The organism is Acinetobacter sp. 826659 (genome assembly GCF_000588515.1).
Lineage (GTDB): Bacteria > Pseudomonadota > Gammaproteobacteria > Pseudomonadales > Moraxellaceae > Acinetobacter > Acinetobacter pittii.
This window is the reverse complement of record NZ_JFYD01000001.1, coordinates 356,091-378,582: the sequence shown is the minus strand read 5'-3', so window position 1 is coordinate 378,582 and position 22,492 is coordinate 356,091. Positions and strand designations below refer to the sequence as shown.

The window sequence follows — 22,492 nt, the reverse complement described above, 5'->3', positions numbered from 1 at the left end:
ATTTTATGGCGGAAGTAGAACAGCAGCCCACTTCGGCACCAAGCTCTCCTAAGAAGAAGCGTCGCATTTTGCGTAGCTTCTTGCTGACGATATTGATCATATTGTTATTATTGGCTTCTTCGTTAGTCATCATGATGTCAACGGATCGCGGAAGCCGTTTTTTATTAGATCGGGGTTTAGAAGCTCAGAAAATAATTAAATATGAATATGAAGGCGGCAACTTATTGCGAGGCATTATTCTCAAAAATGTGTTGGTGCAATTAAAAGACGTTGATGTTTCATTAGATCGAGCTGATGTAGGCTTAGGGTGGCGCTCTTTATTATTAGAAAAAGAAGTGCATTTAAGCCATGCAGATGTACGCAACTTACGTATTATTAATAAAACTCCGCCTTCTGGTAAACCGTTTGAATTTAAACCAATCAAATTGCCATTCGTTTTACGTATAGATGAAGGTGATGTTGATCATTTAGAAATTAAGTTAGCAACCTCAGATGTAAGTTTTCATGATGTCCATTTGCAGGATGCACTTTGGTCAGAGACCAAACTGGAATTTGAAAAATCTAGTATGGATATGGGCTATCTTTCGGTCCACAACGCAACAGGTAAAATGGATTTCAGTGGTAAATATCCATTAGATGCCACAGCAGATTTAAGAATCCCATCTTTAAAAAGTTTAAATATTCAAAATATTAAAGTTGCTGCTCGGGGAAGCTTAGATACTATAAAAGCTGGGGTTGCAACAACCACTCCCGATCTATTAACAGGTTGGGTAATATTGCATCCTGTTCGCGATGAAGTTCCAATGCAAGGTGAACTATTATTAAAAAACTATCATTTACCTTTGCTTCAAGAACAAAAACTCTTTGCAAAAAATGGCGTGATCAAGTTTCAAGGTGATATTAAACAGCTTAATTTGGCACTTGATACAGATTTAAAGGGTGAGAATTTACCTGAAGGTCAGTACAACGCTTTAATGAATACTGATTTAGTTCATCAGCTTAATATTACCGATTTCAATGGCCAAGTTATGAAAGGTGCCGTTAATCTTAAAGGTCTGGTGAATTGGAAAGATCATGTGACTTGGGACATCAAAGGTCGTTTAGATCGCATTAATCCTAAAGACAAAGCGATTCCTCAGGTGGTTCAAGACTTCTTACCGCCAAGTTTAGATGCTGCTATTGCTTCAACTGGTTCTTTGGAAAAAGGCACAGAAGTATTTGCTAACGTTGATTTTGACCGTTATGAGTCTTGGAAACTCAAGCTTAATCAGGCGCCTGAAAAAAATAATAAACCTCAACCAATGCTCATGAATGTGGCGTGGGCGAATATAGACCGTGCAATGCCTTATATTGGATGGTTAAGTAGTGATAATGGTCAAGTCGATTTAACATTACGTGACGGTCAACAAGATATTAAGGTTGCTACAAAAGTATATCAGCATGAAAAAACTTTATTGCCAGCAGGACAGTATCTAGCCAACCTGAATGTTAAAGATAATATCTTAAATGTTCCTAATTTTAGTTTTGCTGCTGAAAAAGGTAGCTTAACAGGTCAGGCTAAAGTTTTATTACCTACTGAAAAACGACAGCTGGCTTGGAATGCTTTATTAAATGCAAAAGATTTTAATCCGCAAAGTATTCATGCAGCAGCGCCGGTCAATCTATTAAACGGTTCGATTAAGGCAAATGGTTTCGCTAAACCAAACCAGCAAATTATTCAGTTTGAGAAAATTGATTTAACTGGTCGATTGGCTCAAGCAGGTCAAGAAACTGTAAGTTTAGGTGGGAAAAGTACAGCAGCATTATTATTTCATGATGTTAAAGCTGGGGGCGGTTTTAAAGGCTTTGCGGTTAATTATGACGGGTCTTTAAAAGCCTTAAAACAGGCAAATGGTTTGTTGAAGTTTTCTATAGCGGGTACGCCAGATTTTATTCGAATTAGCCAGTTACAACACGATGGTGTGGCTGGAAAAATCTATGCTACTGGTTCTGTCAATTTAAAAGACCGCATTGCATGGGATATTAATAGTTCATTAGTACGCTTTAAGCCTCAATATTTTGCCTCAACTGTTAAAGGTGAAATTTCAGGAAATCTGAAAACTCAAGGGGTTTGGTCTGATCACTTGAAGCGAATTAATATTCAACAATTGAATCTTGCAGGCTTTTTAAATAATAAACCTGTTCGGGGTAAGGGTAATCTATCTCTATTGATGGATTCTAATCAAAATGGCTTTTTACCTCAGCAATTTGAAGCGAATAACTTATTTTTAGTGTATGGACAGAACCAGTTACAAGCTACTGGCAATGCACAAAATCTAAAAATTAAGCTGAATGCGCCAGCACTCTACGAGTTATATCCAGGACTGCGCGGACGAGCTTATGGTGATTTGAATGTTCAATCACAACCACGTTTAAAAGCAACAGCCAATATTGCCGTAGATAATTTTGCTTTTAATACACTCGTAAGTGTGAAGAGATTGAGTATTCAGGGTGAACTTCCAACATCGGAAACAACACCAACTCAATTAACCGCAAAATTAGATAATTTGCGTAGTGGAAATAGACAAATTCAATCTGCTGAAGTGAATTTGACAGGAACAAGAAAAGCCCATTTATTGAAAGTGCTTGGCAATAATAGTATTTCCAAGTTCTATGTTCAGCTGGCAGGCGGGTTTAACCAAAATAATGATTGGTTAGGACAAATCCAGAAAGGAAGTTTTGATTCACGACGAATCCGTCTGGCACAAAATCAAAATGCTCCGGTAATTTTTTCTTCGGCGAAATCTGAGCTATATGTGGGTCAACATTGCTGGCAAAGTACCAACAGTCAGCTCTGTTTTGATCAGCCTGTACGGGTGAGTAAAGCGCGAGGTAATATTTCCTTTGTAACTCAAAACATGGATTTAAGCGACTTTGCGGCATTTATGCCAGAAGGTTTGGCAATGACCGGACAATTAAATGGTTACGCTAAGGCATCGTGGGTAAATGGAGGCAATCCAAAACTTGATGCACGTTTAATTACACGTAAAGGTGAAATTGGTTTAGCTGCTGAGGATCCACAAGATCCTGCAACTACTCTGGCTTATGATGAGTTAGGGGTGGTTGCAAAAAGTGTATCAGAGGGTCTGCTATTCCGTGTAGATGTTAAAACACCAGATATTGGTACGGGTTATGCGAACGTTATTATCAACCCATTCCAGTCTTCAATGCCAATGCATGGTGAAGTGGCCTTTAATGATGTCCAATTAAAAGTCTTGAAACCATTTATTCAAGATGTTCGCTCAATGAGTGGGACGTTAGCTTTGGCTGGTAAAGTCAACGGTACATTAACTCAACCTCAGTTTACTGGTGAAATGCGTCTGAAAAATGGTGCAATCAGCATGATTTCTCTGCCAGTAAATTTAACTAATGTTCAGGTGTATTCATCAATTCGTCAGGATATGGCAACAATTGATGGGGCATTTAACAGTGGGCAAGGTGTAGGCTTGCTTAAAGGTAGTTTTGAATGGAAAGATGCGCCGCGCCTTCAATTAAATCTTAAAGGTGATAATTTACTAGTACGCCAAGCGCCATTAATTACTGCAATTGCCAATCCGAATCTGACACTTGATATGTATCCTTTTGATAAGCGTTTAAGCTTAAAAGGATCAGTAGATGTTCCTCGTGCACGTATATCAATGCCAGAAACAACTGCTCCAATCATTAATACGTCATCAGATGTTCGTATCGTACGCCAAGGTCAAGACCCACTTGCAATTTTACGGGCAGCTAAACCTTGGGATATTCGAGCTGACATTGCTGTTAATATTGGAAAACAAGTCATCTTCCAAGGCTTTAATAGTAATATTCCTTTAGTTGGTCGTCTCAACTTAAGCCAACGTGGTTATGAAACTGCGATGAGAGCTAATGGGGCAATTGGTGTCAGCCAAAAAGTGAAAATTGAAGCCTATGGACAAAGTCTAGACTTGAACCGAGCAATTGCCCGTTTTAATGGACCATTGGCTAACCCGACTTTAGATATCGATGCGAACAAAAATGTTCAGGGCAGTATGGTTGGGGTACGTGTTACAGGTACTGCGACATCACCAAACATTCAGGTCTATAACGATGCAGGCTTATCTGAGCAAGAAGCATTAAATGCGCTTGTGACTGGTCGTATTAATGAAGGTTCGAGTGGCTTGAGTAATGCAGAAGGTTTTAAATCTGATGTAAACAACACCATTGCAGCTGCAGGTATTAGTATGGGCTTGGGTGGTACACGTGCTTTAACTAACCAGATTGGACGTACGTTTGGTTTGAGCGGTTTAGCTTTAGATGCACAAGGTACAGGTGATGATACGCAAGTGAGTTTAACGGGTTATATCACACCAGATCTGTTTATTCGCTATGGTGTTGGGGTGTTTACTCCTGTAAACAAACTCACTTTACGTTATCAAATGAATCGACGTTTATATTTAGAAGCAAGTCAATCTCTAGAAAGAGCGATCGATCTTTTCTACAACTGGCGCTTTTAGTTAGTTGAAACTAATAATGAATGAATTAAGAGCTCACTATTGTGGGCTTTTAATTTAATAACGTCTTCATAACATTTAAAAAAGTTTAGTATTTATGATTTAAAGTATCGCTTCTCTTAAGAGTAAAGAAGCCTTGGATAGGTATTGATTAAAGAAAATTCACTTGAAAATTGCTGTTTTATAAATTAGTTTTCAGAAACATTAAATGAAATTAGATTGATATACCTTGTTGATAAATGCAAATAAGGTGGGTTTTTTCAAGGATATAGTAGTGAATATAGATACTTATGTTGAAATTAAAAATGGCAAGGAAAACGATATCAACGTTAAATATCGTGGCCTAATTCAAAAATTAACAGCAACATTGTCATTGACGCTCTTGTCATTTGGATGGTGCTCCACCGTAAATGCTGCACAACAACAAATTGCTTTAGTAGGAACATGGACATCAATTCCTAATGCACTGCTTGCGCAAAAACCAAAACAAGCCAGTGAAGGTTTGTACCAGCTTCAAGTGAATAAGGATGGAACTTTAACTCCTGTTAAAGTGCTGAAAATGAAAAGTCCTTCTTGGATTGTGAAATCGAAAGATGGTCGTTTTGCATATACCACTAATGAAGAAAACGAAGGTGCGGTGACCGCATTATCTATTCAAAATGGAAAGGTGGAAGTGTTGAACACAGTGGATAGTCATGGTGGACATCCAACACATGCAACAATTAGTTTAGATGGTAAGTTCCTGTTTGTGTCGAACTATTCAGCGTTCGATAAAGGCCGTGGTGGTGTGGCTGTTTTGCCAATTTTACCAAATGGCCATTTGGGTGAAAAAGTACAAAATATTGTTTTTGAGGAAGGTTCTGGCCACGTTAAAGGTCGCCAAGAAAGTGGACATGCTCATTCCACAACTTTTAGTCCGGATGGTAAGTATCTATATGCTAGCGATCTTGGAAATGACAAAGTCTATGCATTTCGTTATAACCCGAACAAGGCTCAGCCACTTGAAGCGGATACCAACCGCGATGTAACTTTTACACATGGTTCTGGCCCACGTCATATGGTCTTTTCACCAAATGGCAAACATGCGTATGTTACCGCAGAAATGCGAAGTGAAATTGTGACATTTAACGTGCAAGATGGTCATTTGAAAAAAGTGGCTGAGCTAAAACTAATCCACGAGGATAAAACACCTGAATTTAAGAGTGCGAGTGGAATTATCCTTAGCCCAAATGGTAAATATGTGATTGCTGCCAATCGAGGTGCAGACAACAAACTTTTAGTATTTAAAATCCAACAGAATGGATTGCTAGCTAAGCCAGTTGTTTATAAAGCGAATGGTATTGAACCACGTGCTTTCTCATTCGATGCAACTGGTAAATACCTATATGTAACCAATGTTTATACTAATAATATTAGTTTATTCCGTTTTGATGCAAAAAATGGCACCTTAAAACCAGCTGGCGATGCAGCAAAAATATCAACACCTACGGATATCAAATTCTTTAATTAATTCAAATCATGAAACAGGCATGTCTAATGCTTAATACAAAAGACCGAGATTTTGTGATCTCGATTTTTTATAGCGGTTTTGGCAAAAACGATGATTTTCCGTATGATATGGACAGCAATAATTAGTGTAGTGAAATGATGAAAAAGATTTTATTGATTGCAATGAGTTTGCTCTTTGTGGGTTGTTCAGAAAAGAAACCATTAACACCAGAAGAGCAGTGGCATGGCTTTTGTACTAGTGTAGGAAATGCTGCAAGAAGTATTGTTTTTGATCGTCAGCAAGCAATTGAAAAAACGCAGGCAGTTGAGCATGCAAATAAGATTGAAGATGAGATAACTAAAAAATTCATTCTTAATGTTATTGAAAAAGTTTATGCAATTCCAAAAGAAGAACTGACAAAAGATCCTCAAGCAATTCAAGAAAAAGTTAGAAAGCAAATGATGGATGAATGTTTGGCAACCCCTCATGACAAAATGCCAAAATATAAATCATTCTAATTGTGGATGAGGTTATTGAATTTTCATCTGGCTGAAGCTCATTTTGCTTAAAAATAGCTCAATTTAGCCCAATATGCTCATTATTTGAACACAGGTATTTAGATACAAAATAATGGGCATCACGGAGAAACACCCCGCGCTCATTAACTTTTACCTTGAACTCTAGTAAACTTTTGTAGTCCATATTACTTGTGAAGCTTTTAAGAAAGCTGGAATTTGCAAGTAATTTTTCAAAAAAAGAGGAATGAACACCGTGCTAGAAGCTTACCGCCAACACGTTGAAGAACGTGCCGCACTCGGAGTCCCACCGAAGCCACTTGATGACGCTCAAACAGCTCAGCTTGTTGAACTATTAAAAAATCCACCAGCAGGCGAAGAAGCGTTCTTGGTAGATTTGCTTGAAAACCGTGTTCCTGCAGGTGTTGACCAAGCAGCTTACGTAAAGGCAGCATTCTTGGCAGCGATTGCAAAAGGCGAAGCAACTTCACCACTCGTTTCTAAAGAACGTGCAGTTTACTTACTTGGTACTATGCTAGGTGGTTATAACGTAGCACCACTTGTTGAACTTCTTGATAATGCCGAACTTGCAGGTTTAGCTGCTGAAGCATTAAAGAAAACTCTTCTTGTATTTGATGCATTCCATGACGTAGCAGATAAAGCAAAAGCTGGTAATGAAGCCGCTAAAGCTGTTTTACAATCTTGGGCTGAAGCAGAATGGTTCACTAGCCGTCCTGACGTTCCAGAAGAAATCAAAATCACTGTGTTCAAAGTAACTGGTGAAACAAACACTGATGACTTGTCTCCAGCTCAAGATGCTTGGAGCCGTCCAGACATTCCATTACACGCAAATGCAATGTTGAAAAACGAGCGTGATGGTATCAACCCTGAAAAACCAGGTGAAGTTGGTCCATTAAGCCAAATTAAAGAACTTATCGCGAAAGGCAATCAAGTTGCTTACGTTGGTGACGTTGTTGGTACGGGTTCAAGCCGTAAGTCTGCAACTAACTCTGTTCTTTGGTTCTTTGGTGATGAACTTCCACACATTCCAAATAAAAAAGACGGTGGTGTGTGCTTAGGTTCTAAGATCGCTCCAATTTTCTTCAATACTATGGAAGATGCAGGTGCATTACCTGTAGAAATCGACGTTGCTAACATGAATATGGGCGACGAAGTAGTATTGAAAATTGACCATGCTGCTGCAAAAGTAACTGCTTTTAAAGATGGCGCTCAAATCGCAGAAGCTGACCTTAAAACTCCAGTACTTTTAGACGAAGTACGTGCGGGTGGTCGTATTAACTTGATCATTGGTCGTGGTTTAACTGCTAAAGCACGTGAAGAACTAGGTCTTGCACCTTCTACATTGTTCCGTACTCCAGTACAACCTGCTGACACTGGCAAAGGCTTCACACAAGCTCAAAAAATGGTTGGCCGCGCATGTGGTTTACCAGAAGGTCAAGGTATCCGTCCAGGAACTTACTGTGAACCTAAAATGACTACAGTTGGTTCTCAAGATACGACAGGTCCAATGACTCGTGACGAGTTAAAAGACTTAGCATGCTTGGGCTTCTCATCTGACTTAGTGATGCAGTCTTTCTGTCACACTGCTGCGTATCCAAAACCAGTTGACGTAACAACTCATCATACATTACCTGACTTCATCATGAACCGTGGTGGTGTATCTTTACGTCCAGGTGACGGTATTATCCACTCTTGGTTAAACCGTATGTTACTTCCAGATACAGTAGGTACTGGTGGTGACTCACATACTCGTTTCCCAATCGGTATTTCATTCCCAGCGGGTTCTGGTCTTGTTGCGTTCGCAGCAGCAACTGGTGTTATGCCACTTGATATGCCTGAATCTGTACTTGTTAAGTTTAAAGGTAAAATGCAACCTGGTATCACTTTACGTGACCTTGTACATGCAATTCCTTACTACGCAATTCAAGCGGGTGATTTAACTGTAGAGAAGAAAGGTAAGAAAAATATCTTCTCTGGTCGTATCCTTGAGATCGATTTATCAGAAATGGAAAATGACTTGACTGTTGAGCAAGCATTCGAACTTTCTGATGCGTCAGCTGAACGTTCTGCTGCTGGCTGTTCAATCACACTTTCTGAAGAGAAAGTTGCTGAATACCTACGTTCTAACATCACGATGTTGAAGTGGATGATCGCAGAAGGTTATGGCGATGCACGTACACTTGCTCGTCGTGCTGAAAACATGCAGAAGTGGTTAGATAACCCAAGCTTGTTAAAAGCTGATGCTGATGCAGAATACCTAAAAGTTTACGAAATCGATCTAGCTGACATCAAAGAACCAATTCTTTGCTGCCCGAACGATCCAGATGACGCGAAACTTCTTTCTGACGTACAAGGCGACAAGATTGATGAAGTATTCATTGGTTCTTGTATGACTAACATCGGTCACTTCCGTGCAGCTGGTCAATTGCTTGACAAAGTACCTGGTGGTTCATTGTCTACTCGTTTATGGTTGGCTCCACCAACTCGTATGGACGAGCACCAATTAATGGAAGAAGGCTTGTATAACATCTATGGCCGTGCTGGTGCACGTACAGAGATGCCGGGCTGTTCATTATGTATGGGTAACCAAGCACGTGTAGCGCCGAACACAACTTGTGTATCGACTTCTACTCGTAACTTCCCGAACCGTTTAGGTCAAGGTGCAAACGTTTACTTAGCGTCTGCTGAGCTTGCATCTGTAGCTGCGGTTCTTGGTAAATTACCAAGCCCAGAAGAATATCAACAGTACGCGTCGCAAATCGACAGCGCTTCTGCTGACATCTACAAATACTTAAACTTCGACAAGATGAGCGAATATACTAAAGAAGCTGATCAAGTTGATACTAAGAAAATCCAAGCTGCTCAATTGACTTAATACGTCGATTTAGTACAAAAAAGGAGCTGATTATTCAGCTCCTTTTTATTTTAAATGAGACTTTGTACATTATTAGACTTAGAAAATAATAAATAGATCAAATTTTATTTAATGAAAATGTAAAAATAAATATTACTCTAGATATTAAATTGATTTTTGTTTTAAAATAATTGAACGAACTTAATAATAATTAAAAAAAATATGAGTATTTTATATAGGGAACTTAAGAATGTTAAAGACAATTGTTGAATTTAAATTTGATGATTATCAATTATATGGCCAAAAAACTTATGCTGATGAAGGTGGTATTTTAGTTCAAAAAACTGAAGATATTGCACAATATATTTTTAGTATATTAAAGAATAGATATCATTTAAATGTAGAGTTATATAGTGAAAGCTGGGGGTGGGAAATTGAGATTCCCTTAGCTGAAATAACAATGTATCTCGGAATTAGTGTTTATGAAGAATATAGTAATGGATTTGCAATTTTTATTTCTCCAAATACTCCGATTTTAAGAAAATTTCTATTTAGAAAAATTGATATTACTCATCATATTATGGTGTTGCAAAATTATATAAATATTATCTTAAAATCGCATCCAGGCATCTATGATGTGATGTGGTGGGAAGAGAATGAATTTCGATGTGTAGCCACGAATTGATGAAAAAAATTAAGGCTCAAATATTGGGGTAAGTAAAACAAAAATTGTTAGAGACGATATTGGTGAATAGAGGCTATGAGCTTACTATATCTACAATATTAATTGGTCAGATCAATATGCATAATTCAGCTTGGAAGGGATTACGTAAGTTTTTTTATAATAATCTTCATAACCATGACTATGAAACGACGGTAAGTAAATGCATTAACTATTTTTTAGTTATTTTAATTATTGGTAACGTCGCTGCTGTTTTATTGGAAACAGTAAATGATTTGTACTCAAATTATCGTATTTGGTTTGACTACTTTGAGAATGTTTCAATCGCAATTTTTAGTATTGAGTATTTATTAAGGTTGTGGAGTGTGGCAGATCGAGATACGACACAATCGGCATGGAAAACCCGCTTGAATTGGATGAAAAGTGGGGAAGCAATTATTGATTTGATGGCAATCTTGCCAGCTTACCTGAATTTCTTTGTACGAATCGATCTTCGTATGCTTCGGATTTTACGTCTACTTCGTTTATTAAAATTAACACGCTATTTTATCTCACTACAGATATTGTTATGTGTGATTAAACGCGAGAAGGGATCTTTTCAAGCAGTTATCTTTATTTTAATTATCATGATTATTATGACTGCTTCTGGAATTTATGTGGTTGAAAACAAAGCTCAGCCAGAAGCTTTTAGTTCAATACCTAAATCTATGTGGTGGGCAGTGGTTACCTTAACTACAGTGGGGTATGGCGATGTCACTCCTGTAACTAGCCTAGGAAAGTTATTAGGGGCGCTTATTACTATTTTAGGTGTGGGTATTGCAGCATTGCCTGCCGGTATTTTGGCGTCTGGACTTGCCAATGAGCTTAATCAACGGAATCAGAGACTAGAGCAAGAGTTTCGTGAGCTACTTCAAGCACGAGGTATTGATATTTTACATGATGAAATTGAAATAGAGCGGGTTCGTCAAAAAGTAGGATTGCCAAAAGAGCAAGCGCATAACCTGATTATTCAAATTATGCGTGAAAAAGTATTAGAGGAAGAAGAGTCTGTCCGAGAGAAAAAATGTTATTGCCCACACTGTGGTGGAAAGCTAACTGATTAGAAGTAATAAGTTAGCCTTTTCTTTAATTAAGCTTTTTTGCTGGCTTTTTCTACTGCAAAAGCGATAAGTAAAATGATTAGACCGCCGAGGCTTAAAACAAAACCTACCCAGATTGGAGCAATCCAACCCATTTGGTGGCTGAGTACCCAGCCCCCTAAAAATGCACCTAATGCATTGGCCATATTAAATGCAGAGTGGTTGAGTGAGGCAGCTACAGTTTGGGCGTCACCTGCGACATCCATTAGACGAGTCTGTAATGCTCCACCTAACCCCATTACCGTGAGACCAATTAAGAATAAAGATGCGATGGCAGTATAGATATTACTCATTAAAAAACTAGCGACAACAAAAGCGATAGCTGAGCTAATTAAGACACCCACTATAGTTTTGTTAAGGTTCTTATCTGCAAGCCATCCTGCTGCTAAACCACCAATAACCATACCAATACCCCAGATAGCTAAAGCGATAGGAACGATTTGGATATTAACTTCTGTGTATTCAGTCAAAATTGGTGAAACATAGCTATAAACTGAAAACATGCCTCCAAAACCGATTGCACCCACTGCTAGTGTTAACCACATATTGATATTTTTAAGGCCAGCTAATTCAGTTTTGATACTGGCAGTAGCTTGAACTGGGATATTGGGTACAAAGAAGCCAACAGCAATTAAAGTGACGAAAGCAATAGTTGCTGAAAACTCAAAACCTGCTCTCCAACCAAAGTTTTGGCCTAACCAAGTTGCTAGAGGAACTCCAATTACTGTTGCCACTGTAAGGCCCATCATCATTTGGGCAACTGCAGAAGCTCTTCTTGACGGACCCGCTAGTTCAGCTGCAACTAACGCACCGACTCCAAAATATGCTCCGTGTGGTAAACCTGCAATGAAACGTGAGACTAAAACAGTTTCAGGTGTATGAGCTAAAGCAGTACAGGCATTCGCAACACCATAAAAAAGCATTAAGCCGAGCAATAAAGTTTTCCTAGGTACTTTAGCTCCAAGAATAGCGATGATAGGAGCACCAATAACTACACCCAATGCATAGGCACTAATAAAGTGACCAGCTTCAGGTACTGTAATATTTAAATTATTTGCAATTTCCTGAATCAGTCCCATTGCGACGAATTCAGTGGTTCCAATACAAAAACCACCTACAGCGACTGAGAAAATTGCTAAAAAGAGAGAGTAATGTTGAGGTGTGGAAAGAGGAGGTTGCGGGGACGCCATAATAAGTTAAAGGAAGACACAAAAAAGAGAAGTATAAGGGAAAAGAGAACAGAATAATAAAAAACTAAAAATTGAGAGAAAGATTACATATTTCTTATTAAAGTAAAATTAAATTCATTAATGATAATAAGAATTATTTTTATTTATGTATACTGTATCCGCTTATATTTTGTCTGAAATTTTTAACTTTTTATACAACAGGATTTTTTAATAATGAATAGATTTCTAATGACGTCACTTGCATTGATATGTACAACAGGCTTTGCTCATGAACCTTATGTAGCTCCTGTAGCTTATAAAACAGAACAAACCCAAGTGCCGGTAATTGCTGGTTATGCGGAAGAAGCATTAAATAGTGAATATGCTTTAAAGGATGCTAAGCTTACTGTAATTACACCTAAAAATGAGCTTAAAACCGTCAATTCAGAAGCCCTGCATAAGTCTGCTACTGTTTTTGATGTAGATTTACCTGAAGAAGGCACATACATTGTTCAAACTCAGGCAAGTTATCCTTTGAAATATGTATACGACCAAAAAGCATGGCATTTATTTTTTGATATGCCAGCTGATAAAGCTCCACCGAAAGCAGAACGTGAATATTTGATTCCGACTGACCTTAAAACAAAAACAATTAAAACAGAACAAGTAACACGTGAGTGGATATTGCAGAGTTATCTTTCTAAAGGAAAAGTTTCAGATATTCAGCTTCCGAATACACCGATTAAAGTTAGTTTCTCTGTACATCCTAACCAGATTAAAGCTGCTCAACCTGTTAAATTAACCATAACTGAAAAAGGACAGCCTTTAGCTTATGCTGAAGTGAATTTAAGAGAAAAGGGTGCAACTGACAAGCAAGTGCAGCAGTTTAAGGCGGGAGGCAACGGTCAAGTCGAACTTACGTTTCCAAAAGTTGGAGAGTACCTAGTAGAAGTAACAGCTCCTCTAAATTTGAAATTAAAACCTAAAGATCAGAGCTATACGATTATTAGCTTAAATGTTTTAGCGCAATAGTTTTTAGTGTTTTAAAAAATAGGTCTTTATTAGGCCTATTTTTAGTTTTCATATTCTTACTCATTAAAAAAACTTCATTAAAACGTTTAATTTCACTTTAGTTTCAGAGGAAACAAAAATTCATTGCAAGTAAAAGATAATGAAATAAAATCCATGTTGAGACAAACTAACTAATTTTATGTTAAAGTGAATAAAATTCATTAATAAAGATTTGTCGAAAGTTTTATGGAAAAGCAAAGATGAGCTTTATCCATTTATAGATAAATCTGTTTTTTAGGCTTGGGCCCATGTTAGAAATACGCCACCTTAAAACTTTAGTTGCTTTACGTGAGCATGGTTCATTAGTTTCCGCAGCTAATGACCTTTGTTTGACGCCATCTGCTATTTCCCATCAATTAAAAGAATTAGATCATTGGTACGGGGTGGAAGTAGTTAATCGTCGAAGTAGACCTGTTAGTTTTTCTAATGTTGGACAGCGTTTATTAAAATTGGCTGATGATGTTTTACCACAAATCCAGATTACACATAGTGATATCACACGCATTGTGCATGGACAGACAGGTAGAATTATTTTTTCATCGGAATGCCATAGTTGCTTTGACTGGTTAATGCCTTTATTAAATCAGTATCGCCAGCAATATCCTGACGTCGATTTAGACTTTGCTACGGGGTTTGAAGCTAATCCACATGAACTCTTACAAAATGCAGAATTTGATTTACTGATTACAGCTGATCCAATTGCGTTAAAAGGAATTGAGTATTTTCCGATTTTTGAATATGAGTCACGGTTAGTCTTATCAAATACTCACCCTTTGGTGCGGGCTGAAAATATTACAGTTCAAGAGTTGGCCGAAGAAGTTTTAATTACTTATCCGGTTGATAAGCACCGTTTAGATATTATGTCTAAACTTTTCATCCCCGCGAATATTCAGCCTAAACAAATACGGACAACAGATTTAACTCAAATGCTTATTCAACTCGTTGCAAGTGGACGAGGTATTGCTGCTTTACCTGATTGGGTAGTCAATGAATATGAACAAAAGGGATGGGTTACTAGTCGTCGTTTAGATTGTGTTTCTCCTACAGGTTTAAGACGAACTTTATATGCAGGCTACCGAACTGAAGAAAAAGAGAAAAGTTATTTTGAAGGCTTTTTAAAGCAGTTGGAAAAGTTCTCTTTAAAACGAAACGCCTATTACTCTGGCTAAAAAATAATTTAGCCTAAGTCTTAAAAAGGTGCTTTATTGCACCTTTTTCATGTTGATTTTTTATTTGCCAATAAATAAAGAGAGTAAGCCTGCTGCAATTAGAGGACCGACTGGTACACCACGGAGTAAGGCGACGCCAGCAACTGTACCAATGAGTAAACCTGCAACCACGTCAGGTTGGCTCGACATTAGTTTTACTCCGCGACCACCTAGCCAGGCGACTAACAGGCCAATTGCGATAGCCATAATAGACTTAACACTAATAAAGGATTTTAAAATACTCTCTCCACTGAGTTTCCCACTGGCAATTGGAGTGAGTACGCCAATGGTTAAAATAAGAATTCCTAAATTAAGACCATGAGCTTGAATATAAGGGAAAAACTCATTTAATGGTGTGATTTTAACGACAATCAACACACCTGCTGCAATAGTTACAGCTGCATTTTGACTTAATAAGCCGCAGACAAGCAGAACGAGTAGAACAACTAAATTAACATCAAATTGGGCAAGCATGGCGAGCGGAGGGCATTATAAATAAATGGAATTGTATAATATTTAAGAGTTGGAATGTGAAAGCTTTAAAAGATACAGCTGATTTCAGCTCTTCTTAATTAAAAATTGAGTGTATATCTCTCAATGATAAGGAGTTTTAATTTTTGGTTACGCTTGGACACAATGTTATATAAATTAACAAGTTAAAAATTATAGTGTTTAAAAATTATGATATAAAAATAGTCATTACTCATGAGTACGGGATATTTTTATGGACATTATAGATATCAAGATCAAAGATCAGTTTGATAAGATTCATGATGCAAAAGCACAACTAAAGAAAAATTTAGTGGAACATGAAAATGAATCTTTAAAGCTAAGCCAACGTATTGAGCATATTATTGTTGATAATGAAATTATTTTGCCTACTACCGAATTATTATTTGAAAGCGAACAGAACGAAAATATTTATCGAGTCGTTGAAGAGTAAGGGTGCGAGCTAGTTCAAGTAGATGAAAACAGTAGCGAGTAGTGTTTAGTAAAAAATGGAAACTACGTTAAAATAACAGCTTAGTTCTAATGAGAAAACTTCATGCTGCTGGAAAAAATTTTACAATCACAAGGGTTTGGTTCTCGTAAATATTGTCAGCAGTTAATAAAAAATGGATCTGTAAGTATTGATGGAGAGGTTGTAAGTGACCTTAAAAAGCAATTCTCTCCAGAAAATTTAGAATTTTCTCTTTTCGGGGAAACTTATCAATATCGAGAAAAAGTTTATCTTGCGCTAAAAAAACCGAAAGGTTTTGAATGTTCACACCAACCTCACCATCATCAAAGCGTGTTTAGCCTTTTACCGGAAATCATGATTCAACGTGGTGTGCAAGCCATTGGCCGTCTAGATCAAGATACAACAGGCTTACTTTTGCTTACCGATGATGGTAAATATCTTCAAGCTTTAACTCATCCCCGTAAGCATGTTCCAAAGGTTTATCATGTTACGACCATAGATCCGGTTACACCTGAGCAAATTGAAATGCTGAGCCAAGGCGTGAGCCTACATCAAGAAAAAGGTGTTTTCTCTGCAACGGATGTAGCGATATTAGAAACGCATCAATTAACCATGACGATTCATCAAGGTGTTTATCATCAAGTAAAAAGAATGATTGCAGCTGTGGGAAATAAAGTAGAAGCATTACATCGCCATCAAGTCGGGCAATTGGTTTTACCTGAACTTGAAGATGGTGAGTGGGTTTATTTATCTGAACAACAAAAACAGCTTGCTCAAAATATCATTTGAGAAAACAATGGAAGGTTTGGAACTCACTATCTCGAATAAATCCCATTTGTTCATATAAGCGATGAGATTCATGATTGTTGCTTTGAGTTTCCAAACTAATCCGCAAAGCATTCTCTTGCTTTGCAAATAAGATTGCTGTATCGATTAGCTGTTTAGCAGAACCTTGACGACGAAAAACGGGCGTAACATATACATCATCTAAAATATAGTAAGTTGAACAAGCAACTGAAGAAAAACCTAAATAGAGTAAAATAAAACCCGTAATTTTATCGTCTTTAATATGAATGAAGAACACACTTTCTCTATTCTCAAAACGTTGTTTTAGGAAGTGAAGTGATTCATTAAAATTAGAAGAGGCCCCATAAAATTGGCGATATTCATCAAATAAAACGGCGAGTTGCTCTAAATCTTCAAAAGTCGCTCGTCTAACGATCATTTGGCACTCCTTGTAACTTATCATTATGTTTTTACAAAGAGAGCATAACGAAAAAAAGAGCTTTTTGACGTTAAAACTTGTTTATAAATGCAACAGTGTTAAGTTTTGTCGCTTTCACCAAGAAGTGCATTCAACTCTTCAAATAAATCTTCATGGTCATCATCTTCAGCTATAGTTGATGAGTTTTGGTTTAATGAAGATGCTTTTGCTTTTCTCAGTTTTAATAATTGTTCCATATTAATATTCTGATTTTCGATAGCAAAAGGAATAGATTTAGTTAATACGACCTGTTTAAAAAAAAGTCGTACTGCTTGGGCAGGGGTAATTCCCAGTTGTTTAAAAACAGCAAAAGCCTGCTTTTTTTCTTGGGAGTCAAGTCGAACCTGATAAACTTCTGTTTTTCGCATGAATAACAAAACCAAATGATTTTAATTTTTAGGAATTTATTTTAAACCATCGCAATGTAATTTCAATGCTTTTTGGCATAAAAAATAATCTTTTTGTCATTACGGTTACATTACAATGTCAATTCAAACTCGGAATTAAAAGACATTCCCTCTTTTGTGAGGGGGTCTGTAAATGAAATATGCTTAGCCAGAAGCTGTAATGGTTCCGAGAAGTCATCTTCAGCTTTGTGCTGAACTACTGGATAAAATGGATCATTTTTAATCGGAATTTCTAAATAATTAAGATGCACTCGAAGTTGGTGCTGTTTCCCCGTTGTAGGAGTTAAGCGATATTTTGCCCAAATCTGATTGTGCTCGATAAGCTCAATATCAGTCTGGGTATTGGCTTTCGCATTTTCTATAACCTGCATAGTATAAAAAGGATGGCCTTTATCTAAATGCAAATATAATGTTTGAGGAAAATTTAAATCTTTTCTATAAGCTGCAATAGCGTGATAAATTTTATTGACTTGGCGCTCTGCAAATAATTGTTGGTATATACCACGCGATTCAACACGTTTGCAAAATAGAACAACACCCGCGGTTTCGCGGTCTAAGCGATGAATAGGGGTTAAAAATTCATTGCCTGTTTGTTTTTTTAGCCGTACTAAAAGCGTTTCTTGAACATATTGTCCTGTCGGGCTAATTGTTAAAAAATGTGGTTTATCGACCACCAGTAAATCATCATTTTCAAATAAAATGTGATGCTCAAAAGGTACATGTGGTTCATATGCAAGAAAGCGATAATAAAAAATATGGGTGTTGCCGACATACGGACTGGTTAAAGTTAATTTATCCCCATTTGCTGCATATATAAGGCCGTCCTGAAATCTTTGTTCCCATTCTTCAGTTTTAATATGTGGAAAGTGACCACAGAGATACTCATAAATCGTTTGAGCATCTGTTTGTACAGGAAGATAGACTTGACTCGCACTTACTCCATCAATCATGGGCGGTAGAAATTCGTTTGGACTAGACATAAAAAAGTGTGAATATTTAAGAAAATTGATATAAAAAAAGCCAACTTCTAGGGCTTAAGTAGGCTTTTAAGGCAGGGCAATGTTATCATATCGATTATTTTGAATCATGTTATGTGTGCTATGTCGTATTCATTGAAATTGGTCTTAAATCATGAAGAAGATACTGAGCGTTTAGCTCAAGCTTTGGCGCAGCATGTTCAGTCGGGTGTAATTTATTTAATTGGGGACCTAGGTGCGGGTAAAACCACACTTACGCGCTATTTCTTACAGGCTTTGGGTCATAAAGGTTCTGTTAAAAGCCCAACTTATACGCTTGTTGAGCCGTATAAAATTAATGATAAAGAAATTTTTCATTTTGATTTATATCGTTTGAATGACCCCTACGAACTTGAATTAATGGGAATCCGTGATTATTTAGATATCACAGATGCGTTATTTCTATTTGAATGGCCTTCTAAAGGTGGTGATGAAATTCCACAAGCGGATATCATCATTGACATTCAGAAGTCAGATGATGAGTTGACTCGTTTAGTAATGTTAACTTTACCAACAGAAAATTTGTATCAGACTTTGCAGGAACAGCTTCATGACTGATAAAAAGCTAACACAACGTCGTATTCATACATTAGACGCAGCGTTAGCGAACCAGATTGCAGCAGGTGAAGTAATTGAACGACCTTCTTCTGTGGTCAAAGAATTATTAGAAAATTCAATTGATGCTGGCGCAACTGAACTGATTGTAAGGATTGCTCAAGGTGGTTCGACTTTAATCGAAATCATTGATAATGGGCATGGTATTCACCCGGATGATTTAGCACTTGCTGTCATGCGTCATGCTACAAGTAAGATTAAAACTGCTGAGGATTTACATGCTATTGTGAGTTTGGGATTCCGCGGGGAAGCTCTTGCTTCGATTGCTGCTGTCTCAAGATTGACTTTGACTAGTAGCCAAGATGAAAGTGGTATTGGTCATCAAGTTGAAGTAAATGGTACAGCATTTGATCATCAAGAAGTACAAGCTGTTGCTGCTCAAAAGGGCACCCATATTCGTGTTCAGGATTTATTTTTTAATGTTCCTGCGCGCCGTAAATTCTTAAAAAAACCAACTACAGAATTTGGTCATATTGAAGAGATTGTTCGTCGTCTGGCTCTAACACATTTCGATATACGGTTTGTGCTTGAGCACAATGATAATATTAGAATTAATTTACCTATAGCAGATAGTGGGGAACTACGTTTTCAGCGAGTTCAGCAATTATTAGGTTCGCAATTTGTTCAAAATGCATATTGGATTGATGCCGAAAGTATTAGCATGCGTTTATCGGGTTGGCTAGGCCATCCCTCAGATGCACGTGCACAGGCTGATATGCAATATGTCTATGTAAATGGTCGTATTGTCAAAGATAAAACAATTTCGCATGCGCTACGCATGGCCTATGATGGTATTTTACATGGCCATCAGCATTCATCTTATTTACTTTTTTTAGAAGTTGATCCTGAGAATATTGATGTCAATGTTCATCCGACCAAACATGAGATTCGATTTTTAAATCAAAGAGAAGTGCATGAGTTTGTAAGGCATTACGCAAAAGAAACTCTCGCACAATTTCAGACAGCGAGTGCTGATCTAGCTCAAGCGATGAAAGCGGATGAAAGCTCAGATTATTCAGTACAACCTCAGCCCAAATATCAAGAACAATTTTCATTGCACCGCGCAAATGAAACTTTAAATTCAGACAGTGAAGCACGAACCCAGCATGCACCGACAGAATTATTAACGGATTTTAACGCTAGTCGTCCGCAAGCTATTCACTATGCAGATCAAACACCAAAATATAATGGTTCTGCTCAATTAAATAATGCTTTAAAAACTTATTTAGCTCCACTTCGCGAACAACCTGCTAGTTTTTCGGTAAATGAGGATGTTGAGCCAGTTGCTAAAGTAGATGAATTTCCATTAGGTATCGCAATTGCTCAACTGCATGGAATTTATATTTTAGCTCAGAATACAGAAGGGCTTATTATTGTTGATATGCATGCGGCACATGAACGTATTTTATTACAGCAAATGAAAAATGCTTGGGATAAACCTGAATTTTGGACATCTCAGCAACTGCTTATACCTAAGGTGATTTCTATTAGCCGTATGCAAGCTGTTAGGGTCGAAGAACTAAAACCTCAGCTTGAGCGCTTAGGTTTGGAAATTGATTTATATGGTGATGAGCAAGTTATTGTTCGCGGTGTGCCAGCCATATTACAAAAAGCTAATTTTGAAAATCTTATTCCAGAGCTTTTAAATGATTTAGATCCAAATGATGAAGCACAAGGATTACTTCAAAAAAGAGATGAGTTGTTAGCGGGAATGGCATGTCATGGGGCAGTGCGCGCACATCGACAACTCAGCCTTTCAGAAATGAATGCTTTACTTCGTCAAATGGAACAAACCGAATTTGCGAGCCAATGTAACCATGGGCGGCCAACTTGGCGTGCATTTCCATTATCTCAACTAGATAAATTATTTGCTCGAGGAGAGTAGTTTTACATGTCAAATCAATTGCCCGTCATCAATTTAATGGGACCAACTGCGAGCGGGAAAACCGCTTTGGCATGTGAATTATACGAGCGAGGAAATTTTGAACTAATTTCTGTTGATTCCGCTCTTGTCTATAAAGATATGGATATTGGCACGGCTAAACCAACTCGTGAAGAGCAAGAACTCTATCCTCATCATCTTATTGATATTATTACTCCTCTTGAAGTTTACTCAGCTGCTCAGTTTGTTGATGATGCCTGCAAATTAATTGATGACATGCATTCACGTGGGAAAACTCCTATTTTAGTAGGAGGGACAATGTTATATTTCAAGGCATTGTTAGAAGGATTATCTGGTAATTTACCAAGTGCTGATGCTGAAGTTCGGGCAACAATTGAACAAAAAGCGTTAAACGAAGGATGGCAAGCGGTTTATGATGAACTGGTTTCTGTAGATCCTGCTGCCGCTATAAAGTTTAATGTAACTGATAAGCAACGAATTATTCGGGCTCTGGAAGTTTATAAAATTACGGGTGAACCAATCACTAAATTGCAGGCAGAACAACCCAAAAACGTACCATATCGATACATATTTCATAACTACGCTTTACTTCCAGATCGGGTAGAATTACATCAACGCATTGAGCAAAGATTAAGCAAAATGTGGGATATCGGTTTTTTGAGTGAAGTTGAAGCTCTAATTGAAAAATACGATTTAGATGAAAATTTACCCTCAATGCGTTCGGTGGGTTATCGACAAGCACTAGAATTTCTATTAAAAAGTGACTTAAGTCTCAAAAGTAAACGTGAAATGGAGGATAAAGCTTTATTTGCAACACGACAACTTGCCAAACGTCAATATACGTGGTTACGTTCTTTGCAAGAAATACACGATTTTAAAACTTACTTGACGATAAAGCAGGCGAAAGAAGACTTGCGAAACTCTTATGGATAAAGCAAAATTTGCACACTGTCTTTTTATAATTTTTAGTTGAAAAATAAAGATAGTTTTTTTGCGCTGATTTAAAAATTTTTTTTGGAGTTAAAAATGTCTAAAGGTCAAACTTTACAAGATCCGTTCTTAAATTCTCTCCGTAAAGAACGTATCCCTGTTTCTATTTTCCTTGTGAACGGTATTAAATTGCAGGGTCATATTGAATCTTTTGACCAATATGTTGTTTTATTAAAAAATACTGTAAGTCAAATGGTTTACAAGCACGCGATTTCAACTGTTGTTCCAGCACGTAATCCACGTCCAGCAGGCGCACAAGGTACAGGCTTCCCAGCACAAGGCGGCACTCAAGGCGGTTTTGGTGGTCAAGGTAGCGGCTTTGGCGGCACACAAGGTGGCTTCGGTGGCGCTCAAGGCGGCTTCGGTGGCGCTCAAGGCGGCTTCGGTGGTCAAGGTGGTTTCGGTGGTCAAGGCGGTGGCTTTGGTGGTCAAGGTGGCTTCGGTGGTCAAGGTGGCTTCGGCGGCCAAGGCGGCTTCGGTGGTCATCAAGGTGGTTTTGACAACGATTCTAAATTTGAAGATGGTCAAGACGACGAAAATAATCGTTAATTGAAATCTAAAAAAGAAGCCAGTCAGATAATGACTGGTTTTTTTATGTGTATTTAAAAGTTAATCCAAAGCATTTAAACGGTCATGGATAGCGATTTGGCCATGATGACTAATATATTTAAATAGAT

19 protein-coding genes are annotated in these 22,492 nt (G+C 37.6%); 14 read left to right on the top strand and 5 right to left on the bottom strand.

From position 1 onward, the window contains the following. The first annotated feature begins 5 nt into the window (after window positions 1-5). From J663_RS01810 to J663_RS01785, 6 genes are all read left to right on the top strand, one after another. Window positions 6-4,514 carry a translocation/assembly module TamB domain-containing protein gene (locus tag J663_RS01810; protein WP_033847464.1) on the top strand — a complete coding sequence of 1,503 codons (4,509 nt, stop codon included), beginning with the start codon at window positions 6-8 and terminating at the stop codon, window positions 4,512-4,514. A gap of 271 nt (window positions 4,515-4,785) precedes the next feature. Then, window positions 4,786-6,021 carry a lactonase family protein gene (locus tag J663_RS01805; RefSeq protein ID WP_033847462.1) on the top strand — a complete coding sequence of 412 codons (1,236 nt, stop codon included), beginning with the start codon at window positions 4,786-4,788 and terminating at the stop codon, window positions 6,019-6,021. Between the two features lie 134 nt (window positions 6,022-6,155). Beyond that, entirely contained in the window at window positions 6,156-6,518 is a 363-nt protein-coding gene (locus tag J663_RS01800; RefSeq protein WP_080759586.1) for a hypothetical protein, read from the top strand. A 253-nt stretch (window positions 6,519-6,771) separates the two neighbouring features. Then, complete coding sequence (locus tag J663_RS01795; RefSeq protein ID WP_033848021.1) at window positions 6,772-9,411, top strand: bifunctional aconitate hydratase 2/2-methylisocitrate dehydratase; 2,640 nt, start codon at window positions 6,772-6,774, stop codon at window positions 9,409-9,411. Window positions 9,412-9,640: 229 nt separating this feature from the next. Continuing rightward, a complete protein-coding gene (locus J663_RS01790) occupies window positions 9,641-10,075 on the top strand; it encodes a hypothetical protein (RefSeq protein ID WP_033847460.1) in 435 nt (144 codons plus the stop codon). Window positions 10,076-10,191: 116 nt separating this feature from the next. Then, a complete protein-coding gene (locus J663_RS01785; RefSeq protein WP_017385423.1) occupies window positions 10,192-11,175 on the top strand; it encodes an ion transporter in 984 nt (327 codons plus the stop codon). 26 nt (window positions 11,176-11,201) lie between these two features. Here J663_RS01785 and J663_RS01780 read toward each other — a convergent pair whose 3' ends face one another. After that, window positions 11,202-12,401 (bottom strand): MFS transporter, encoded by a 1,200-nt coding sequence (locus tag J663_RS01780; RefSeq protein WP_033847457.1) that lies wholly within the window; start codon window positions 12,399-12,401, stop codon window positions 11,202-11,204. A 213-nt stretch (window positions 12,402-12,614) separates the two neighbouring features. Between J663_RS01780 and J663_RS01775 the strand changes: the two genes are divergently transcribed. Both J663_RS01775 and J663_RS01770 read left to right on the top strand, forming a co-directional pair. Continuing rightward, window positions 12,615-13,412: a DUF4198 domain-containing protein gene (locus J663_RS01775; RefSeq protein ID WP_033847456.1), complete on the top strand. Its 798-nt coding sequence runs from the start codon at window positions 12,615-12,617 to the stop codon at window positions 13,410-13,412. 287 nt (window positions 13,413-13,699) lie between these two features. After that, window positions 13,700-14,620: a LysR family transcriptional regulator gene (locus tag J663_RS01770; protein ID WP_032052247.1), complete on the top strand. Its 921-nt coding sequence runs from the start codon at window positions 13,700-13,702 to the stop codon at window positions 14,618-14,620. Window positions 14,621-14,680: 60 nt separating this feature from the next. Here J663_RS01770 and J663_RS01765 read toward each other — a convergent pair whose 3' ends face one another. Continuing rightward, on the bottom strand, window positions 14,681-15,133 hold the full coding sequence (locus J663_RS01765; protein ID WP_017480868.1) for a DUF441 domain-containing protein: 453 nt from the start codon (window positions 15,131-15,133) through the stop codon (window positions 14,681-14,683). Between the two features lie 250 nt (window positions 15,134-15,383). Here J663_RS01765 and J663_RS01760 point away from each other — a divergent pair, with 250 nt between their 5' ends. Together J663_RS01760 and J663_RS01755 are read left to right on the top strand one after the other, a co-directional pair. Then, a complete protein-coding gene (locus tag J663_RS01760; protein WP_002122273.1) occupies window positions 15,384-15,602 on the top strand; it encodes a hypothetical protein in 219 nt (72 codons plus the stop codon). Window positions 15,603-15,704: 102 nt separating this feature from the next. Continuing rightward, window positions 15,705-16,409 carry a pseudouridine synthase gene (locus J663_RS01755; protein ID WP_017480869.1) on the top strand — a complete coding sequence of 235 codons (705 nt, stop codon included), beginning with the start codon at window positions 15,705-15,707 and terminating at the stop codon, window positions 16,407-16,409. On the opposite strand, the gene J663_RS01750 is transcribed toward J663_RS01755, so the two are convergent. The 3 genes from J663_RS01750 to J663_RS01740 all read right to left on the bottom strand — a co-directional run bounded on the left by J663_RS01750 (window position 16,402) and on the right by J663_RS01740 (window position 18,271). Then, window positions 16,402-16,845: a GNAT family N-acetyltransferase gene (locus tag J663_RS01750; RefSeq protein ID WP_002122286.1), complete on the bottom strand. Its 444-nt coding sequence runs from the start codon at window positions 16,843-16,845 to the stop codon at window positions 16,402-16,404. The genes J663_RS01755 and J663_RS01750 overlap by 8 nt on opposite strands. A gap of 98 nt (window positions 16,846-16,943) precedes the next feature. Beyond that, complete coding sequence (locus J663_RS01745) at window positions 16,944-17,252, bottom strand: type II toxin-antitoxin system RelB/DinJ family antitoxin (protein WP_005068595.1); 309 nt, start codon at window positions 17,250-17,252, stop codon at window positions 16,944-16,946. A 110-nt stretch (window positions 17,253-17,362) separates the two neighbouring features. Further along, on the bottom strand, window positions 17,363-18,271 hold the full coding sequence (locus tag J663_RS01740; RefSeq protein WP_032052246.1) for a pseudouridine synthase: 909 nt from the start codon (window positions 18,269-18,271) through the stop codon (window positions 17,363-17,365). A 120-nt stretch (window positions 18,272-18,391) separates the two neighbouring features. Between J663_RS01740 and tsaE the strand changes: the two genes are divergently transcribed. The 4 genes from tsaE to hfq all read left to right on the top strand — a co-directional run bounded on the left by tsaE (window position 18,392) and on the right by hfq (window position 22,364). After that, on the top strand, window positions 18,392-18,865 hold the full coding sequence (tsaE, locus tag J663_RS01735) for a tRNA (adenosine(37)-N6)-threonylcarbamoyltransferase complex ATPase subunit type 1 TsaE (protein ID WP_032005511.1): 474 nt from the start codon (window positions 18,392-18,394) through the stop codon (window positions 18,863-18,865). Beyond that, window positions 18,858-20,807: a DNA mismatch repair endonuclease MutL gene (mutL, locus tag J663_RS01730; RefSeq protein ID WP_033847450.1), complete on the top strand. Its 1,950-nt coding sequence runs from the start codon at window positions 18,858-18,860 to the stop codon at window positions 20,805-20,807. Before tsaE ends, mutL begins: the two co-directional genes overlap by 8 nt. Window positions 20,808-20,813: 6 nt before the next feature. Then, the gene (miaA, locus tag J663_RS01725) at window positions 20,814-21,758 is read left to right on the top strand and encodes a tRNA (adenosine(37)-N6)-dimethylallyltransferase MiaA (RefSeq protein WP_033847447.1); all 945 of its coding nucleotides are present in this window, start codon (window positions 20,814-20,816) and stop codon (window positions 21,756-21,758) included. Window positions 21,759-21,851: 93 nt separating this feature from the next. Continuing rightward, window positions 21,852-22,364 (top strand): RNA chaperone Hfq, encoded by a 513-nt coding sequence (gene hfq, locus J663_RS01720; RefSeq protein WP_033847445.1) that lies wholly within the window; start codon window positions 21,852-21,854, stop codon window positions 22,362-22,364. Window positions 22,365-22,492 lie beyond the last annotated feature (128 nt).

What these genes read in the sequence shown, in the direction of transcription:
- J663_RS01810 (WP_033847464.1), top strand. Translation starts at nt 6, where the DNA reads ATGGCGGAAGTAGAACAGCAGCCCACTTCGGCACCAAGCTCTCCTAAG.
- J663_RS01800 (WP_080759586.1), top strand. Translation starts at nt 6,156, where the DNA reads ATGATGAAAAAGATTTTATTGATTGCAATGAGTTTGCTCTTTGTGGGT.
- J663_RS01790 (WP_033847460.1), top strand. Translation starts at nt 9,641, where the DNA reads ATGTTAAAGACAATTGTTGAATTTAAATTTGATGATTATCAATTATAT.
- J663_RS01785 (WP_017385423.1), top strand. Translation starts at nt 10,192, where the DNA reads ATGCATAATTCAGCTTGGAAGGGATTACGTAAGTTTTTTTATAATAAT.
- J663_RS01780 (WP_033847457.1), bottom strand. Translation starts at nt 12,401, where the DNA reads ATGGCGTCCCCGCAACCTCCTCTTTCCACACCTCAACATTACTCTCTC.
- J663_RS01775 (WP_033847456.1), top strand. Translation starts at nt 12,615, where the DNA reads ATGAATAGATTTCTAATGACGTCACTTGCATTGATATGTACAACAGGC.
- J663_RS01770 (WP_032052247.1), top strand. Translation starts at nt 13,700, where the DNA reads ATGTTAGAAATACGCCACCTTAAAACTTTAGTTGCTTTACGTGAGCAT.
- J663_RS01765 (WP_017480868.1), bottom strand. Translation starts at nt 15,133, where the DNA reads ATGCTTGCCCAATTTGATGTTAATTTAGTTGTTCTACTCGTTCTGCTT.
- J663_RS01760 (WP_002122273.1), top strand. Translation starts at nt 15,384, where the DNA reads ATGGACATTATAGATATCAAGATCAAAGATCAGTTTGATAAGATTCAT.
- J663_RS01755 (WP_017480869.1), top strand. Translation starts at nt 15,705, where the DNA reads ATGCTGCTGGAAAAAATTTTACAATCACAAGGGTTTGGTTCTCGTAAA.
- J663_RS01750 (WP_002122286.1), bottom strand. Translation starts at nt 16,845, where the DNA reads ATGATCGTTAGACGAGCGACTTTTGAAGATTTAGAGCAACTCGCCGTT.
- J663_RS01745 (WP_005068595.1), bottom strand. Translation starts at nt 17,252, where the DNA reads ATGCGAAAAACAGAAGTTTATCAGGTTCGACTTGACTCCCAAGAAAAA.
- J663_RS01740 (WP_032052246.1), bottom strand. Translation starts at nt 18,271, where the DNA reads ATGTCTAGTCCAAACGAATTTCTACCGCCCATGATTGATGGAGTAAGT.
- tsaE (WP_032005511.1), top strand. Translation starts at nt 18,392, where the DNA reads ATGTCGTATTCATTGAAATTGGTCTTAAATCATGAAGAAGATACTGAG.
- mutL (WP_033847450.1), top strand. Translation starts at nt 18,858, where the DNA reads ATGACTGATAAAAAGCTAACACAACGTCGTATTCATACATTAGACGCA.
- miaA (WP_033847447.1), top strand. Translation starts at nt 20,814, where the DNA reads ATGTCAAATCAATTGCCCGTCATCAATTTAATGGGACCAACTGCGAGC.
- hfq (WP_033847445.1), top strand. Translation starts at nt 21,852, where the DNA reads ATGTCTAAAGGTCAAACTTTACAAGATCCGTTCTTAAATTCTCTCCGT.